The organism is Butyricimonas hominis (genome assembly GCF_014287455.1).
Taxonomy (GTDB): Bacteria; Bacteroidota; Bacteroidia; order Bacteroidales; family Marinifilaceae; genus Butyricimonas; species Butyricimonas muris.
In genome coordinates this window covers 1-16798 of record NZ_JACOOH010000008.1, presented here as the reverse complement: position 1 = coordinate 16798, position 16798 = coordinate 1, and the positions used below count along the sequence as shown (strand labels likewise).

Below are 16798 nucleotides of genomic sequence, written 5' to 3'. Positions count from 1 at the left end.
AAGATAAAAAACGTCCTGTGATAAAAATCATGGGACATTTTGATGTGTATCCGATTTTTATTGCTACTTTTGTACCAAGACGAGAGACATTGACAGCAACTCACAGCAGAACGTAGAAATAGACAGGGTTGCCAAATCATTACCTCATTTTTACCTTATCCTCAGAACTGCTTGCTAATAAAGTGGTTATAAAAATCTTCCAGAATTACGAAAAAACTTTGTTTTCCTTTCACCCATATTCGTTAAAAGTGCAGTATGTAAGAAACGAAGGATAGATATGCAGGAAAACATACATCAATGGATAGCTGACTACACGGAAGGTTCTATCAGCCGGGAAGATTTCAAGAGGCTGGAGGCGTGGATTGGGCAGACGTCGGAAAATAAGGCTATTTTCGAGGACAGCCTTCGGGTGTACAGGGAAGCACACGGGATCGGTTTTATGGATAGGATGGATCGGGAACGTTCATGGAAAGTGTTGGAACGTAAATTGAAACGACGTGACCGGGTAAGAATGATTCGGGTTATGGCGGCGGCTTCGGTATTGCTTGCCGTTATGATCGGGACGTGGTTATTCCTGCCTGTAAAACAAAGAACGATGGTGATTCCGGTCGCGGAAGTTATTCCCGGGAATGCTTCCGTGATACTGCACATGGCTGACGGGAAGAGTGTAAACCTGAAAAACGAAGAGGCGTTGGGATTGGTGGAGAAGGACGGTACGGAGATTACCAAGGATACCGCGAGCGCACTCGTTTATCATGTAAACGAGAAAGTTGCCAAAAGCGTGTTGCATACCGTGGAAGTACCGGTTGGCGGGGAATTTGATCTAACCTTGGCTGACGGTACGCGGGTGTGGTTGAATTCCGACACGAAGTTCCGTTTTCCGACCTATTTCTCGGGGGAAACACGAGAGGTGTACGTGGAGGGCGAAGCCTATTTTGTCGTGAGTAAAGACGCGGAGCATCCCTTTATCGTGCACACGGGTGGAGCCCGGGTGAAGGTATTGGGTACGGAATTTAATTTATGCGCTTACCCGGAAGAGAGAGTCGTTACGACACTGGCGAAAGGGAAGGTGGAGGTTGCCGACGGAACGTGTAAAGTCTGTCTTCAGCCGGGAGAACAGGCGGTATACAACAAGAGCGTGAATAATATAGAGGTGCGTAAGGTGGATGCTGCGCTTTATTCATCGTGGTTGAAAGGTGTGTTCGAGTTCGAAAATATGTCCTTGCGGGAGATCGGGAAACAATTATCCCGCTGGTATGGTGTTATTTTCGAGTTCGATGACGTGGGGACCGGGGATCGGCGTTTCACGGGGGGAATAAAGAAATATATCCCCCTGTACCAATCCCTCGATATACTGGAAAAGACGACGAACGTGATGTTCAGGATAAAGGATAACGTGATACAGGTACAATCGAAGTAATAAAGTGAGGACGGGTGATAAAAAGCGGAGAATGGTACCAGCATCCCCCGCTCACGTGTAACTCGTTCCTCTTAACTGATAAAAGTCAAGTTGGAATAACGTAAAATTGATTTGCAAAATTATGGAAAAAAGGCGAATTATTCGCTGTCTCCTGCGACAAACTCGAGATGGTAACTCTTTTTTGATTATGAAACTAACAATTGTTTTGACAATTCTCCTGTCTATTAGTGCTTTTGGAGAAGTGGCTTCCCAGAACGTGAGTCTGAAATGCGAGAATGTATTGTTGAGAGAGGTATTTAAATCGTTGAAGCAGCAAACAGGTTACCTGTTCGTGTTCAACGAGGAGGAATTGGACAAAGCGGTCCGGGTAAGCGTGGATATCAACAATTCCACCTTGGCGAAAGCCTTGGATAGAGTGTTACTGGGATTGCCTTACACGTACGAGATTATCGACGATATGGTGGTGATAAAACCCGCCCCGGTGAAGACGACCGCGCGGGATTCCGTGGTTCGGAAAGTAGAGGTGAAAGGTGTGGTGAAGGATTGCAAAGGCGAACTGTTGCCGGGTGTTACCGTGTTGATCAAGGGAACGGCTATCGGCGTGGCAACGAACGTGAACGGGGAGTACACGATAGCGTTGGATCCTAAGAAACAATCCTTGTTGTTCTCCTTTATCGGGATGAGAACCAAGGAAGTGGTTTGGAACGGACAGAAAAGACTGGATGTCGTGCTGGACGACGATTGTGTTAGCATGGACGAAGTTGTGGTGACCGGCTACCAGACAATCGACAAACGGAAGTTGACAAGTTCGATTTCTTCCCTGACGGACAAAGATCTGGATTTCAGGGGTGCGTTGACAGTAGACCAGATGTTGGAAGGAAAGGTTCCCGGGTTACTCGCGATGACGTTGAGTACCACCCCGGGAGCCGCCACCAAGATGCGTTTGCGGGGAAGCAGCACGTTCACGGGAACACGCGAGCCGTTGTGGGTAATCGACGGGATTATTTACGAGAATCCGGTGCCCCTCTCCGCCGACGAGATTAATAGCTGGGATAATATTAATCTGATCGGTAACGCTATCACGGGTTTGAACCCGCAGGATATCGAGCGTATCGACGTGTTGAAAGATGCTTCTGCCACGGCTATTTACGGTACCCGTGCGGCGAACGGCGTGATCGTGGTGACGACGAAGACGGGAAAGGTCGGTAAGACTTCTTTGAGCTATAATTTTAACGCAGGCTTCATGCGACGCCCGACCTATGACGATTTCGAGTTGATGAACTCGAAGGAACGCGTGGAGGTTTCCCGCGAGATCATGGACAGGGGATTGTATTTCGAGTACACGCCCCAGCGCATGGGATACGAGGGGTTGATGATGGACTACTGGGACAAGAAAATATCTTTCGCCGAGTTCCAACAAGGGGTTTCCGAGATGGAAGGACGCAACACGGATTGGTTCGGGGCATTGTTCCGTAACTCTTTCAGCCAGTCGCATGATATCAGTCTTTCCGGCGGTAACGAGAATACCCGGTATTATTTCTCTTTTGGCTATTCCAGTAATAAAGGTACCGAACGGGGGACTGACTTGCAGCGGTTAACCGCCCGCATGAATTTATCGACTCGTCTGCGGGATAATATTCTGTTGGATATACGTTTGAGCGGTTCGTTGCAGGATGCGGATTACAATCCCGGTGATTATTCCGCTTTCGACGAGGCATACTACACGAACCGGACGATCCCGGTGCGAAATGCTGACGGGTCTCTGTATTACGTGGACAGGAATGTGAACGTGAATCGTACGGCAAACACGAATGTGTACGCCGGGTATAATATACTGAACGAGTTCGCTAATGGCGGTAACAATATCGTGAACAAGAGTTTGAACCTGACGGCTTCCTTGAATTGGGAGATTCTGCCTAATCTGCGCTACATGGGAACGGTGGGATTGACGACGACGACAAACCTCACGGAGGAATGGATGGGAGAGAAGAGTTTTTACGTGGCTGATTTGCGCGGGTGGGATTACGGCGAGAGACCCGCGGGTGACGTGCCACCGAAGAATATCATGGATGGCGGCGTGTATTCCAATAGTTCGATGAACCAGTACGATTGGACGGTGCGTAACCAGTTGAATTATAATTTCACGATAAAGGAGATACATCATTTTAACGTGGATTTCGGACAGGAAGCGAAGTCCACGATCTACAAGGGAACGGCAAGCGGGCAGTTCCCGGGATATATGAACGAACAGGGAAAAACGTTCAGTCATTTTCCCGTGGTGCAGAACGGGGTGGACTACGAGTACACGCAAGCTCTGAAATACTGGTTCTTGCAGAGTGGCGGCGTGTTCCCTACGATCACCGACCGTAGGGAAAATGCCTTGTCCTTTTACGCGACGATGACTTACACGTTTAAGAATTTGTATTCCTTGAACTTCAATATCCGTAACGACGGTTCCAACCGTTTCGGGCAATACAAGAACGAGAAGTTCAATCCTGTGTGGTCAGTTTCCGGTCGTTGGAACATCAATGACGAATCTTTCATGAATTGTTCGTGGATCGAGACGCTGGCTCTTCGCGGGTCATACGGTTATCGCGGTAACGTGCCGAACGAAAGTCCTTACTTGGTTATCCATACTCCGAGGAAACAAACGGCTTCGGGAGAGTTGGGTGCACTGGTACGATCTTTCCCGAACGCCAACTTGAAGTGGGAGAAGACGTCGACGGTAAATATCGGCTTGGATTGGTCGTTCCTGCGCGGACGTATTAGTGGTGCTTTGGAATATTATTATAGCAAATCGGTAGACTTGATCACGGAGCGTCCGGTTTCCCTCGTGAACGGGATGACTTCCTTGAAGATCAATGACGGCTCGGCGACGAACAAGGGAATTGATTTCAATATTTCCACGAGAAATATTGACACGGAGAATTTTAAATGGCGGACTACTTTGTCCTTCTCCCACACGAAGAATACCGTGATGCGGGGAGCGGAAGTGATCGAGGGAAGTGTCAACACGTATAGTAATTACGTGAGTGGTTCGGTGGTGAAGAAAGGGGTGTCGGTGGACGGGTTTTATTCGTACCAGTTCGACGGTCTGGACGAGTATGGGTTACCGCGTTTCAAGAACTTGACGGGTAATTCGTCTAACATGACGAAAGAAGAGTTCTTGAGCCATATATTCACTTATTCCGGTACGCGTACGCCGACGGCTTTCGGTAGTTTCTCCACGGAATTTATGTATAAGCGTCTTTCCTTGCGGGCTGAATTCTCTTATAAATTCGGTTACAAGGTGCGTATGTTGAGGCTTTACAAGGACAACGGTAATATCCTGCCTTACCCGGAGGATAACATGAATAAAGTGATGGCGAAGCGTTGGAGAACTTCCGGCGATGAAGCGACCACGAATATTCCGGCTCTCTCGAATGCGACCTTGAGTATCCCGGGAGCGGATACTTACCCGAGCGAGGCGGAGGCTTATATGTACACGATGGTAGATGTTCCGTTCCGGAGTGCTGCGGGACCGCAAACGAACGCAGGGTGGTACATGTATGATTACTCGGATTTACGGGTAGCTAAAGGCGACCATATCCGCGTACGGGCGATTTCCTTGGGGTACAGTTTGAAGGGTGATTGGATGAAAAAAGCGGGTATCAATGGTTTGCGCGTGGATTTTCAAGTACAGAATATCGGGGTGATCGTGTTCGACAAGAAACTGAAAGGACAAGACCCGGATCAAGTGCAATCTATCGGTATGCCGACTTTACCGACGTATAATCTAAGTGTGAACGTGAATTTCTAACCGATAAAAAGAGTTTATGAAAAGGGTATATATATATTTATTGATGGGTATTCTTTTGGCTTCCGCTTGTAGTGATTTCCTGAAGGAAGAAGATAAAGATCAGGTTATCCCGCGTACCGTAGAGCATTTCTTGCAGACCTTGCACCGGGAGGCTTTTATCCAGAACATGACGAATTACACGACGGAGTTCATGACTGACGATATCGAGGAGAACCGGAAGACCTCGACGAACGAAAAGAATTTGTACAAGAGCCTGTACACCTGGCAGAGGGATGTCGAGATGGATGGGAACGGGGATAAATCGACCGTAAATCAATCTTGGGAAATATTGTATCGTCTGGTGCTGTTCACTAATTATGTGATGGAGAATATTGGTAAGGCGATAGGGGAAGATAACGAGAAAGCTTTCGTTCGGGGTGAGGCGTATTTCGTTCGGGCTCGTTCTTATTTCGAGCTGGTGAACTTGTATGCCAAGCATTACGATGCTGCCACTGCCGCATCTGAACTTGGAGTGCCGAAACGCTTGGGCACGGGAGTCGAGGAAACATACACGCGTGCCTCTGTTGCCGAGATTTATAATCTGATCGAATCGGATTTGAAAACTGCTATACAGGAGTTCGAGAAAAGCGGGTTGAAGAAGTCCTTGTGGCACCCGAACGCCATGACCGCGAAGTTGTTATTGTCAAGGGTGTACCTCTATAAATGCGATTGGGACAATTGTATAGACTATACCACACAGGTTATCAACACGACGGGTGGAATGTTGTGGAATCTAAAAGAACACCAAGGTACTTTCGTGAACACGACGAATCCCGAGATATTACATGTTTACGGAGATCCGAGTTCTCTAGTCGGGTCGGGCGATTTGGCAACGCCGCATATTTACGGTTCCACGAATGTTACTTACGGCGTGTCTTCCGATATGATGGCTACATTCTTGCAGGGCGATTTGCGTGCCGACCAATACGTCAAGACGGTCATGGGGATGGGGATTCCTGCGAAATGGCTGGGGGGATTCACGGATTTGGGAGGTTTTAATTTCCGAGTGTCCGAGGCGTACTTGAACCGTGCAGAGGCGTATGCCGCGAAGGATATGGATGCCGAGGCTTACGAGGACGTGAAGAAGTTGGTCGAGAACCGGGTGAAGGACATGAGCGAGATCTCGATACCTTCCAAGGGGCTGGAGCTGAAACGGTTTATCTTTAACGAACGCCGCCGGGAACTGTGTTACGAGGGACATCGCTGGTATGACTTGAAACGGACGAAGTTGTTTGCCAAACAGATTGACCACAAGTTCACGCTGGTGAATAGTACCGGGGGAATCACGGGTACGGAAATTTATATGCTGACACCCAACGATCCCAATTACGTGTACCCGATTCCCCAAGCGGAGATGGATCGTAACGGGGCGATGGAGCAGAACGGGCGCATGGAGAAACTGCCGATAAAAGAGGACTATTAAACGGATAATTGAAAAAGATGATGAAAAGATATAGCTTGTGTTTATTGATCGGGATATTGTGTACGTTCTGGTCATGTAGCGATGACGAGGATGTTACGCCTTCGTTGAAGGACGAGGATCGGTTGGAAGCGTTAATCGATAAGTCGAACACCGATATAATGGCTTTCAAGGAAAAATACGGAACGTATATATTGTACCAGTTCGACCAGTTGCGGGACTTTGCCTACCAGTTCGAGCAAGCGAGTTCTTGGCGGGAAGCGAAATTGACTTATCTGGAAAAAGAAGATGTACCGGGTGCCGTGGCTTTTCTGGAGGAACATTTTTTTAATTGCTACCGGGATACGGTGAAGTTGAATATGTTACCTCGCAAGTTTTTAATTTGTAGTAAGGTATACGGCGGCGTTTTGGGAATTTCAAATCCGGACGGGGGAAAAACCGGTTTGCACGACGCCGTGGTGAACATGAACAGTTTCACGGTAGCCAGACTCGGCCGAGTTACACTGGCAGCCATGTCCGCGGAAAGGCGGGACGAGTTCGTGCGGCAGATACATTATATGTTTTTAGGCGGGTATATCGTGAACGTGCAACGGAATATCTTCGTGGAAGACTTGTTTTTTGACCCCGCGGCTAAATTGTACGGGACGAGAGTCGAGCGGGAAAAGAACGAGATACTGCCGGATGAATATTACATGAGCCGCGGTTTCTTCCCGATCACGGATAAAGAACAGTATTATTACCCGCTCCAGATGGAGGATTTGAGCACGTTCGTGGAACATCTGGTGAAGATGGATGAAGAAACAAAAGAAACGGTATGGGAGCAATCCGTCATGCGGACTAAAATGCAGTATGTTGCTAGAAGTTTAAAAGCTATGGGGGTTGACATTGTCAAGATAAACCCGCTGGCAGAGGATTTTTTATAAAGAATAGAATCGTGTAACTTAATTGAAGTACCAACTTAAAATGAATGAATTATGAAAAAGTGGAAAAATTATTTGTTGTCAATCTTGGCTGTAGCCGGTTGTGTTGCTTGTTCGGATGATGATCCCGGGATGCCTCCCGTTATTGATGGTAACGACGTGAGTCTCGAGATTAAAAGGGATACGGCAGATGTTTACAGGATTAGCTTGCCGATCACCTCTGAAGAAGGTTTGGCTAAGGTGTCATTGATTGATAATGCGACGAACAAAACGATCAATGAACAAACTTCTTTCTCTAACCCGAACAATCATACTTATACCTATGATTTCGACCTTACCCCGTACACGGACAACACGGTAGTGATGTTGACCTTGAAAATAGAGGATCAAGCCGGACAGATCGTGAACAAGAAAATCACGTTGACGGTGAAGAAGTTTTCGGAACTGGATGTGCGGTTTGCGGCAGAAGGGACGATTACGACTCAATTTGAGGATTGTAACTTGAAGGTAACTGTGGTACGCGGAATGATACCGTTGAAAGAGATTCAAGTGTATGTAGATACTAAGTTGTCAAGTTCTTTTGACTTAACTTTTGAAGCAGAACAGTCAAAATATGACTTTAACGTGCTTGTTGAAGGCTTGGAGATGGATGATAACACGGTGAAAGTTGTGGTAATTGACGAAAAGGAGCAAGAATTTGCCAAAGAGATAACTGTGAAACGTATAGCGGCAAAGACATGGGGTGATCTGTATGCCGCACAATATGATCCAAATCCGGCTTGGCAGGGAATGATGGCTTCTGAGATATCCTTTAATGACACGAAGCCTGGCGATCTACCCGGTACGGATAAATTGTATCGGATATCGATCTATCCGGCAATGGATAACGGTACGACGGCCGATTTTGAATATGACGGAAACAAAATCACGAAAATGACAATTCGTAGAGTTGATTCAGGAATGGGGTCATTCGATGAACTGAGTGTTGATGCTGTGTATGATTATAGCTATAATGAAGACGGAGAATTGGTAAAAGTAGTTTATACTGATGAAAATAATGATACGAGAGATTATATTACTGATGTAATTTACGAAAGTGGAAATATAAAGAGTTATAAGATCGACGGGATGGAATACACCCCGACCTATCTGGAGAAGAACGGAACTCTTGTTCGAGTTGATTATCAGGATGCTGATTTGTCAGGTAAGACTTACGGATTTGCCACAGGAAAGGATTTACAACCTAATTCTCTGTTTATAGCCGGTTTGCCTGCTGTAGTGCCGGGAACGATTGGCGGAATTGATTTCAATTATTTCTATAATCGCTATTTATTTGATACGTTAAGTGAAGGAGGTTCTGTTCTTATTGATTATGACGTTACATCGATTATGGATGGTCGTCAAGTCGTGGAATGGGTTCAAGACGGACAGGAAATGACGATGAAATACATTTTTAACGATTAGATTTTTTCACGGAAGCGAGTCAAAAGTCTTTTTACTTTAACAACTCCCTCGCTTTGCATTGCTGACCGAGGGAGTTGAATAGACTTTTGGTATGCTTTCGTGATATATAATAATTTACTATATGAAAAATTTATACTATTTATCTCTTCTTCTCTTTTGCGTGGCTTGCGGCCCGAAAGCGCCGACAAACGAGCAATTGAAAGATCTATGCAGGAATGCGGCGTTTGCCGTGGCAGATCGGCAGGAAGAAGCTGGTAAAAGCAAAGCCTTTCAGGAGGTTGTCGAGAAGAGTGTAAAAGAATTTGATATAAATAAGATTGCACCGAAACAGATTCATTTTGTCTTCCAAGAGGGAGGGATTCCTTTAAATAGATATTTAAGGGATTGGTTGGCTCCAGTGTTGGAACAAAAAGCAAAATTGGAGGGCAAGGAAGGTGCTGAATATACTTTTTATCGTTGGAGATATCTGCCTTCGGCTGATAATTATACCGAAGATAAAGAAATGGAAAGAACAGCTTATAAGGCTGTCGTGACACATCCTTTGATGGCGGATTTCTTGTTAAGTAATAATGAAGCCATGACGGATGTGATAAACGGTGCTGCCCGATTGAAGGCTGATACTTGGGTGGAACGGGGGATACTTGATTATATAAAATCCTTACTGGATTTGACACTGTCGGACGAGTCTGTTTTCGCTTCGATGGGTGTGTTTAATACTGCTTTCACGGCAGAAAGACTCTCTGCCGGGGAAAAAGACGAAATTCGGCAAAAAGTGTTGAAGCAATATACAAACCTGTTAGATAATGAACGTTATGCCAAGGGGAGAAGGCGTGCACGGGTGGAAGAAGCGATTCAGTATCTGCAAGGTCCTTATGCCACGGGTACTTTAGTGGGTAATAAAGCCCCGGGGCTGGATATTATCTGGATCAGCGGGGGAAAAGAAAAGAGCCTCGATGATTTGAAAGGAAAAGTGGTCGTGTTGGATTTCTGGGCTACCAAATGTGCTCCCTGCGTGAGTATATTCCCGAATATGCGGAAATTGGAAAAGAGGTATGCGAAATATCCGGTGGAAATTATCGGGGTGACTTCTATCATGGGCTATCACGTGGATATGAAACACGGCAAGACAATCAAGACGGAAGGAAAACCCGATTACGAGATAGAGTTGATGCAGGCGTTAATGAAAGACATGGAGATCACGTGGCGAGTGGCTTTTACCGAACAGAACGTGATGAATATGGATTATGGAGTGACAAGTATTCCTCATATCGTGATTCTTGACACGGAGGGGAACGTGAGATATAACGGAACGGATCCGTTTGAAGCCCCGTATCACAAGGCGGAAAAGATAGATGCGTTGTTGAAAGAAGCCGGGTCGCGCTATCCGTCAAGCCCGATGGAAACAGTAGATTATAGTAAAAACCAAAACGAATCGTTATGAGAATATATTTGTTTTTCCTGTTGTTCGCGGCGGCCGTTTGGGGATGCGGCGATACCCCGAAAAAGGTGGAGTTGAAAGACTTGGTTTTCAAGTGTACGATATCCGAGCCCCAAGAAGGAGAGAAGTTGCTCGTTACAATTAACGAGCGGGAGCAGGCTTTCGATGTGCCGGCAAACGGGATTGTCGAAATAAAAGTTCCGCGTATCGCCCCTCAATATTCAGGAATTACTTACGGGCGCAAATATTACCCGCTTTATCTGGCAGGGGGAGAACCGGTTATTATGGAGTTTTCCGGGAATGCTACCAACTGGAAAAGAACTTTTTCCGGTAATTGTAAGGAGATCAACGAGTATTTGTCTTCTGCCATAGCCCCTTTGGAATCTTCTAGTTTCTTGCGAGATGAAGAGGAATTGAAGAAGGAATCGGAAAAGGTGTTGGCAAGGAATATCAAGAACTTAGAGGGTAAATCATTACCGGAAGATTTCGTGAAAACGGAGAAAGAACGTTTACGTTATTACGTGTACGGTTCGTGGAACACGTATCGCATGAATCACCGGTGGATGGCGGGTGACGAGAATTTCGAGCCTTCGGAAGTTTATTACGCGACCATGCGGGAATTGGCTAAAGAAAATACGAATTTGGTCGGGTTGAAGGCTTATCGCCGTTTCGTGCAGAAAGCCGTGGAAATTATGGCGGGTAAAGGCGTATCCGATATGACGCCGGATAAACTGCTCGAGCGGGAAGTGAAGTATATTATTGATAATTACAAGGATTCGACATTGTTGAGTGATTTGATACATCATTATATTTTTGACTACGTGTCTGACCACGGCGCGGGAGAGAAGGAAGAGTTGGTAACGTATTACAAACAATACGTGAAAGACAAGAAGTTACTGGAGGATTTCGATCAGGTATGTGCAACTTGGAGTAGATTGAAACCGGGAGATCCTTCACCGGAATTTAATTTCGCGGACGCGAAGGGAGATTTTGTATCATTGGAATCGTTGCGGGGCAAGTTCGTGTATATTGATCTTTGGGCATCATGGTGTGGTCCTTGTCGGCGGGAAATTCCCTATTTGAAAGCATTGGAGAAGAAATTCGAGGGGAAGCCGATCACTTTTGTCAGCATCTCGTGTGATAATGACGCGGAAGCTTGGCGCAAAGCCATGAAAGAAGAAAACGTATCGGGTATCCAATTACACATGAACGGTGATCTGGCGTTCGCGAAGGCTTACGTGGTAAGCGGTATCCCTCGTTTTATCCTGCTCGATAAAGAAGGGCGAATCGTGGATGCGCATATGACGATGCCCTCTGACCCGAACACGGAGAAAACTCTTCAAAGTTTTTTGGAGATGAAGTGATATTATTACTTGGACTTTTTCGAGATAGGAAAAGTCAGAATATTTATATGTAGAATGAGTTATATTGTATTCATTTAAAAATTCAATTATGAGAAAATTATTTATCGCGTTATTAATTGCATTCGTGTTTGGTGCTTGTCAGACGAAGAAGGAAGTTGCGGTCGATGTGGTGGTGAAAGACAAGACTTACGAGGGAGCAGGATTTTATTTATCTAAAATGGATACCGTGTTACAGTTGAATGCGGAAGGGAAAGGGAGTGTTATCTTAACGGTTGACGAACCGCAATATGCCGTTTTCCAGTATAAATGGAAAAATGTACCGGTTTACCTTGAACCGGGGAAAAACTTGTCTGTAACTTGGGACATGACCCCGTCCGGGTTGATGGTGTCCTTTGACGGCGAGGGGGGGGTGAAGAATAATTTTATTAACGGGAACGAGTTGGATATTCCCAAGATGGGAGATTTCGGTTTGCCCGAGGATGAATTTCTCGCGAAACTGGATCAATACATGGAAGACAACTACAAGGCGTTGGAAAGCAAGGGATTTGATAAAACTTTCGTCGAGAAAGAGAAATACCGCATCCGCTATGACGTGAACGGAATCATGTGGCAATATGCCCGGAGGGGTAATCCTTCGGACGAGTTTTATAACAAGATGAAATCCATGATGGAGGAGCAGGAATGGTTACTGCAATTGAGTGGTTATACAAATTACATGCAAGGGGTTATAGAAGTTCTTTCCAATCGCGGCGTTGATCTGGTGAACACTCCGGATGAAGAGATCGTGATGAATGAATTGAATTATGTTTTGCAGAATATCAAGGACCCGAAAATTAAAGAATATTTAGTGGGTTCATTTGCCATAGATTATATCGACAGAGAAGGGATCTCCAAAGCCGACGGCGTGAAAAAGATATTCGAGGAAACGGTGACCGACCCGCTGATCAAGCAAACCTTTGCCAAGATATACGAGGAAGGTACCTCTATCACGAAAGGAAATAAAGCCCCGGATTTCAAGTACTTGGATATTAACGGGAAAGAAGTTAAATTGTCAGATTTGAAAGGCAATCTCGTGTATATCGATATTTGGGCTACCTGGTGTGGTCCATGCCGGGAAGAAATCCCTCATTTGCAAAAACTGGAAGAGGCATTCAAGGGAACGAAAGTTCGTTTCGTGAGTATCTCGACAGATAAAGACAAAGCGAAATGGGAAGAAACCGTGAAGGGCGAGAAATTAGGTGGGATACAACTTCACACGGGAGGTGATGAAGCGTTCACGAGTGCTTTCCGCGTGAAAGGGATTCCTCATTTCATCTTGATTGACCCGGAAGGAAGGATTCTTGAAGCGAACATGAGCCGTCCCTCCGAATCGAAGACGGTTGATTATTTGAGGCATGTACGCTGAATCCGAGGAATAGTTTTTCGTGTATTATATAGTGTGTTGAAAAAGGGAGAAGCCGTGCGAACAGCCTCTCCCTTTCTTTTGTGAATATTGTAAACCTTTAACTTGCCGAAGGCAAATGCAACTTGTAGCCTGCAACTTTCGCCGCGGGCGAAACCTTATCGTAAATCAATTACTTCCACTTCCGGGTGAGCGTCTTTGTCAAAGCGGAAGAATTTCACGTCAAGCTCCATGTCCGGCTTTTTCAAGCTCTTTATCGTGATGATTACATCGTTGCCGTCTTTCCCGAAGGAGGTAACCTTTTCCACCATATTCGTTTTGGTGTTGATCCATACGCCTATTTTGGTAATCTGTTTGTGTTCCTTTTTCGGGGTTAATTCGATATAGGCTGTTCCGTCTTTCTCTTCGACGAGTTTCTGGTTGAATTTCTGGTTGTGAATGTCGAAAAGGATAGAGGGATTCAACATTTCTTCCTCGTTATCATCGGGGTTTTTGATGTTTACTTCTTCCTGTTCCGGCATATAAGTGTAGATCACTTCTCCGTCAAAATAATTGATCACGTCCATGACATCAATCCGGTACATTTTGTCCTTCATGTACGCCTTCCCGTGATGCGTTTCCTTGATATCTTCCTCTTTATTGATCATCGAGAGGTCGAAAACGACTTCCACCGCGGGGTATGACTTGATGTGTTCTACTGTCTTGTCGAGAATCGTTTTCGCTTTCCCGTCTGTCTGTGCGGATGCGTATATGCCGGAGAGGGCAAGGAGCATAAGTGTTAATATGTACTTCATACTATTCATATTTTCGTGTGTTATTAATTGTCTCGCGAATATATAGAAAAAAATGCTACCTTCGTGCCGCTTTTTGAAAAACAGGAGATGGATAAGATAAAAGGGATCATATTCGCGGCATTATCTGCGGCTACTTTCGGCTTAATTCCGTTGTACGCCAATCAGGCGATAATCGACCGGGTGAACAATGAAACTATATTGGTGTATCGCTACGGGATAGCGGGTATAATCTATGCTATTTATTTACTTCTCCGGCGTGTGAACATGAGATTGTCCCGCGCAGAGATAAAAGAGGTTATTCTGGCGGGAGTCGGAGGTTACGGGATAACGGCATTTTTTCTAATGTGGTCTTATCATTATATGCCCACGGGAGTGGCGACAGCGATACATTTCTTTTATCCCGTGGTAGTGGCTATCCTTATGATGATCTTTTACAAGGAGCGACTTTCTCTCGAGGTGAGAGCGGGTATCGTGTTGGCGATATGCGGAGTCTATCTTTTATCGTGGGCGCCGGGAGAGGTGAAGTGGTGGGGATTATTTTTCGTCCTTATGTCCACGGTAACATACGGTTGTTACATCACGGCGTTGAACCGTCCCGTGCTCAAGGCAATTAATCCGGACGTGTTGACTTGCTACGTGTTATTATTCACGGCTATTTTTTACGTGGCGGTGGCTCTTCCGCAGGGGAAGCTTGAGTTCGTGACACGCCCTCGTTTTTTGTTGGACATGGCACAGTTGGCAATATTCAGCACGATCGTGTCTGCCCGTCTGCTTGTTGCCGCGGTGAAGCTGATCGGCTCTGTTCCCAGTTCAGTGCTTGGGACTTTGGAACCGATTACGGCGATAGTCGTGGGGGTGATTTATTTCAAAGAAGAATTAACTTACGTGAATTATATCGGCTTGTTTATCGTGATTGCTGCCGTCCTTGTTGTTGTCTGTCGGATGAAAAAGTGAGAACAGGAGAAACTTTATGAACTCGAGTGATGGTTTCTTTCGTATTTTGGTTAAATTTGCCGATGAAATTGACTTTTTAAGAATATAGATATGTTTTTTCATCTGAGTTTATCTGACATAGCCGATATATTACTGGTCGCTTTTATATTTTATCAGGTGTATAAACTGGTGAAAGGTACTGTCGCTATAAATATATTTGCCGGAATTTTTACATTTTACGTGGCTTGGTTACTGGTAAAGGCCTTGAACATGGAATTAATGTCCGATATTTTGGGACAATTCATCGGGATGGGAGTGATCGCCTTGCTTATCGTGTTTCAGCAAGAAGTACGGCGTTTCCTGCTTTTGATAGGTAGTAAGTATAATTTGCAGAATATATTTAATTTCGAAAGACTCTTTTCCAAACCTTCGATCAAGGACGAGGTGGCGGAGGCTATTGTACGGGCTTGTGACTATTTCGCGAAGACCAAAACCGGAGCATTGATCGTGTTATCCCAAAATTCGGAGTTATTTAATTATGCCCAGACAGGGGTATTGCTTCGTTCTATCGTGACGGAGGAATTGCTTGAAAACATCTTCTTTAAAAACTCCCCGTTGCATGACGGGGCTGTAATCATTGCCGATAATAAAATACTTGCCGCGAGATGTATTCTTCCCGTGTCTGATAATAATAATATCCCAGGTAGCTTGGGGCTGCGTCATCGTGCCGCTATCGGGATGAGTGCCGCCACGGATGCCCATATCGTGGTGGTCAGCGAGGAAACGGGAAATATTACATTCGTTAAAGACGGGCATTTTAAAGTCCGAATAACTCCACAGGAGTTAAATAGCTTCCTGCATAATGATTTCACGGGATTTGTCGTGAATAAATGACTTTTTCACGGGGGATATCCGGTGTAGTTCCGTTAATCATCTCGATCATTAACCTGTCACGTTCCTAACATGGTCGTTTCAAAGACGCCCGTGAACGTCTTTGAAACGTCTTTGTATCGAAGGTGAAACGTCTTTGATCCCTTATTACACCCTTATCTCATCGAGTATCCCCCGGGGGTTCCTTGGGTATATTCTTTTCAACGTGCTGCCTTCTAGTTGTTTGTGAAAAAGTTGAAAAATAATGGTGAAAAAATTTGGATAATGGAGACACGTTCGCTTATCTTTGCACCCGCTTTCAAGAGAGAGGGCAGACAAAAAGGTGCTGAAAAAAGGGAGGTTGGAACACTTCGAAAAAAAAAGTTGAAAAAAACTTTGAAAAAGATTTGGAAGTGGAGAGAAAAAGGTTTTATCTTTGCACCCGCTTTCGCTTCAATAGAGGGGCGATAGGAAACGATAGAAGAAGAGTTCTTTAAGATATTGAAATGAACAACGTAGCGAGCGTGAATCGAGCCGACGAGATGTCGGGATTCATGAAACACATGACCCTTGCCGGAATAAAATTTCTGAAATTAACTATTACAATGAAGAGTTTGATCCTGGCTCAGGATGAACGCTAGCGACAGGCTTAACACATGCAAGTCGAGGGGCAGCGGGGAGTAGCAATACTTCGCCGGCGACCGGCGCACGGGTGAGTAACACGTGTGCAACCAACCCCGTACCGGGAGATAACCCGCGGAAACGTGGACTAACATCCCATGATACTTCAAGCCCGCATGGTCTTGATTTTAAAAGTTAATGGTACGGGACGGGCACGCGCGACATTAGGTAGTTGGCGGGGTAACGGCCCACCAAGCCGACGATGTCTAGGGGTTCCGAGAGGAAGGTCCCCCACACTGGAACTGAGACACGGT

The 16798-nt window shown here is 45.6% G+C and carries 11 protein-coding genes and 1 rRNA gene; 11 read left to right on the top strand and 1 reads right to left on the bottom strand.

Annotated features, from left to right (window positions below):
* Positions 1–277: 277 nt before the first annotated feature.
* The 8 genes from H8S64_RS16960 (at position 278) to H8S64_RS16925 (ending at position 13269) form a co-directional block, all read left to right on the top strand.
* The gene (locus H8S64_RS16960; RefSeq protein WP_186977628.1) at positions 278–1420 is read left to right on the top strand and encodes a FecR family protein; all 1143 of its coding nucleotides are present in this window, start codon (positions 278–280) and stop codon (positions 1418–1420) included.
* A gap of 187 nt (positions 1421–1607) precedes the next feature.
* Positions 1608–5219: a SusC/RagA family TonB-linked outer membrane protein gene (locus H8S64_RS16955; RefSeq protein WP_186977626.1), complete on the top strand. Its 3612-nt coding sequence runs from the start codon at positions 1608–1610 to the stop codon at positions 5217–5219.
* Between the two features lie 16 nt (positions 5220–5235).
* On the top strand, positions 5236–6681 hold the full coding sequence (locus H8S64_RS16950; protein ID WP_186977624.1) for a RagB/SusD family nutrient uptake outer membrane protein: 1446 nt from the start codon (positions 5236–5238) through the stop codon (positions 6679–6681).
* Between the two features lie 17 nt (positions 6682–6698).
* Entirely contained in the window at positions 6699–7601 is a 903-nt protein-coding gene (locus H8S64_RS16945) for a hypothetical protein (RefSeq protein ID WP_186977621.1), read from the top strand.
* A 51-nt stretch (positions 7602–7652) separates the two neighbouring features.
* The gene (locus tag H8S64_RS16940; RefSeq protein WP_186977620.1) at positions 7653–9062 is read left to right on the top strand and encodes a hypothetical protein; all 1410 of its coding nucleotides are present in this window, start codon (positions 7653–7655) and stop codon (positions 9060–9062) included.
* Positions 9063–9183: 121 nt separating this feature from the next.
* On the top strand, positions 9184–10503 hold the full coding sequence (locus H8S64_RS16935) for a TlpA disulfide reductase family protein (RefSeq protein WP_186977617.1): 1320 nt from the start codon (positions 9184–9186) through the stop codon (positions 10501–10503).
* A complete protein-coding gene (locus tag H8S64_RS22625) occupies positions 10500–11864 on the top strand; it encodes a TlpA family protein disulfide reductase (protein WP_186977615.1) in 1365 nt (454 codons plus the stop codon). Before H8S64_RS16935 ends, H8S64_RS22625 begins: the two co-directional genes overlap by 4 nt.
* Before the next feature lie 88 nt (positions 11865–11952).
* On the top strand, positions 11953–13269 hold the full coding sequence (locus tag H8S64_RS16925) for a TlpA family protein disulfide reductase (protein WP_186977613.1): 1317 nt from the start codon (positions 11953–11955) through the stop codon (positions 13267–13269).
* 155 nt (positions 13270–13424) lie between these two features.
* On the opposite strand, the gene lolA1 is transcribed toward H8S64_RS16925, so the two are convergent.
* A complete protein-coding gene (lolA1, locus tag H8S64_RS16920) occupies positions 13425–14060 on the bottom strand; it encodes an outer membrane lipoprotein periplasmic chaperone LolA1 (RefSeq protein WP_099290382.1) in 636 nt (211 codons plus the stop codon).
* Between the two features lie 87 nt (positions 14061–14147).
* Between lolA1 and H8S64_RS16915 the strand changes: the two genes are divergently transcribed.
* The 3 genes from H8S64_RS16915 to H8S64_RS16905 all read left to right on the top strand — a co-directional run.
* A complete protein-coding gene (locus H8S64_RS16915) occupies positions 14148–15014 on the top strand; it encodes a DMT family transporter (RefSeq protein WP_186977611.1) in 867 nt (288 codons plus the stop codon).
* A gap of 90 nt (positions 15015–15104) precedes the next feature.
* A complete protein-coding gene (gene cdaA / locus H8S64_RS16910; protein WP_099290384.1) occupies positions 15105–15887 on the top strand; it encodes a diadenylate cyclase CdaA in 783 nt (260 codons plus the stop codon).
* Between the two features lie 578 nt (positions 15888–16465).
* Positions 16466–16798, top strand: a 16S ribosomal RNA gene (locus tag H8S64_RS16905); the annotation flags it as partial.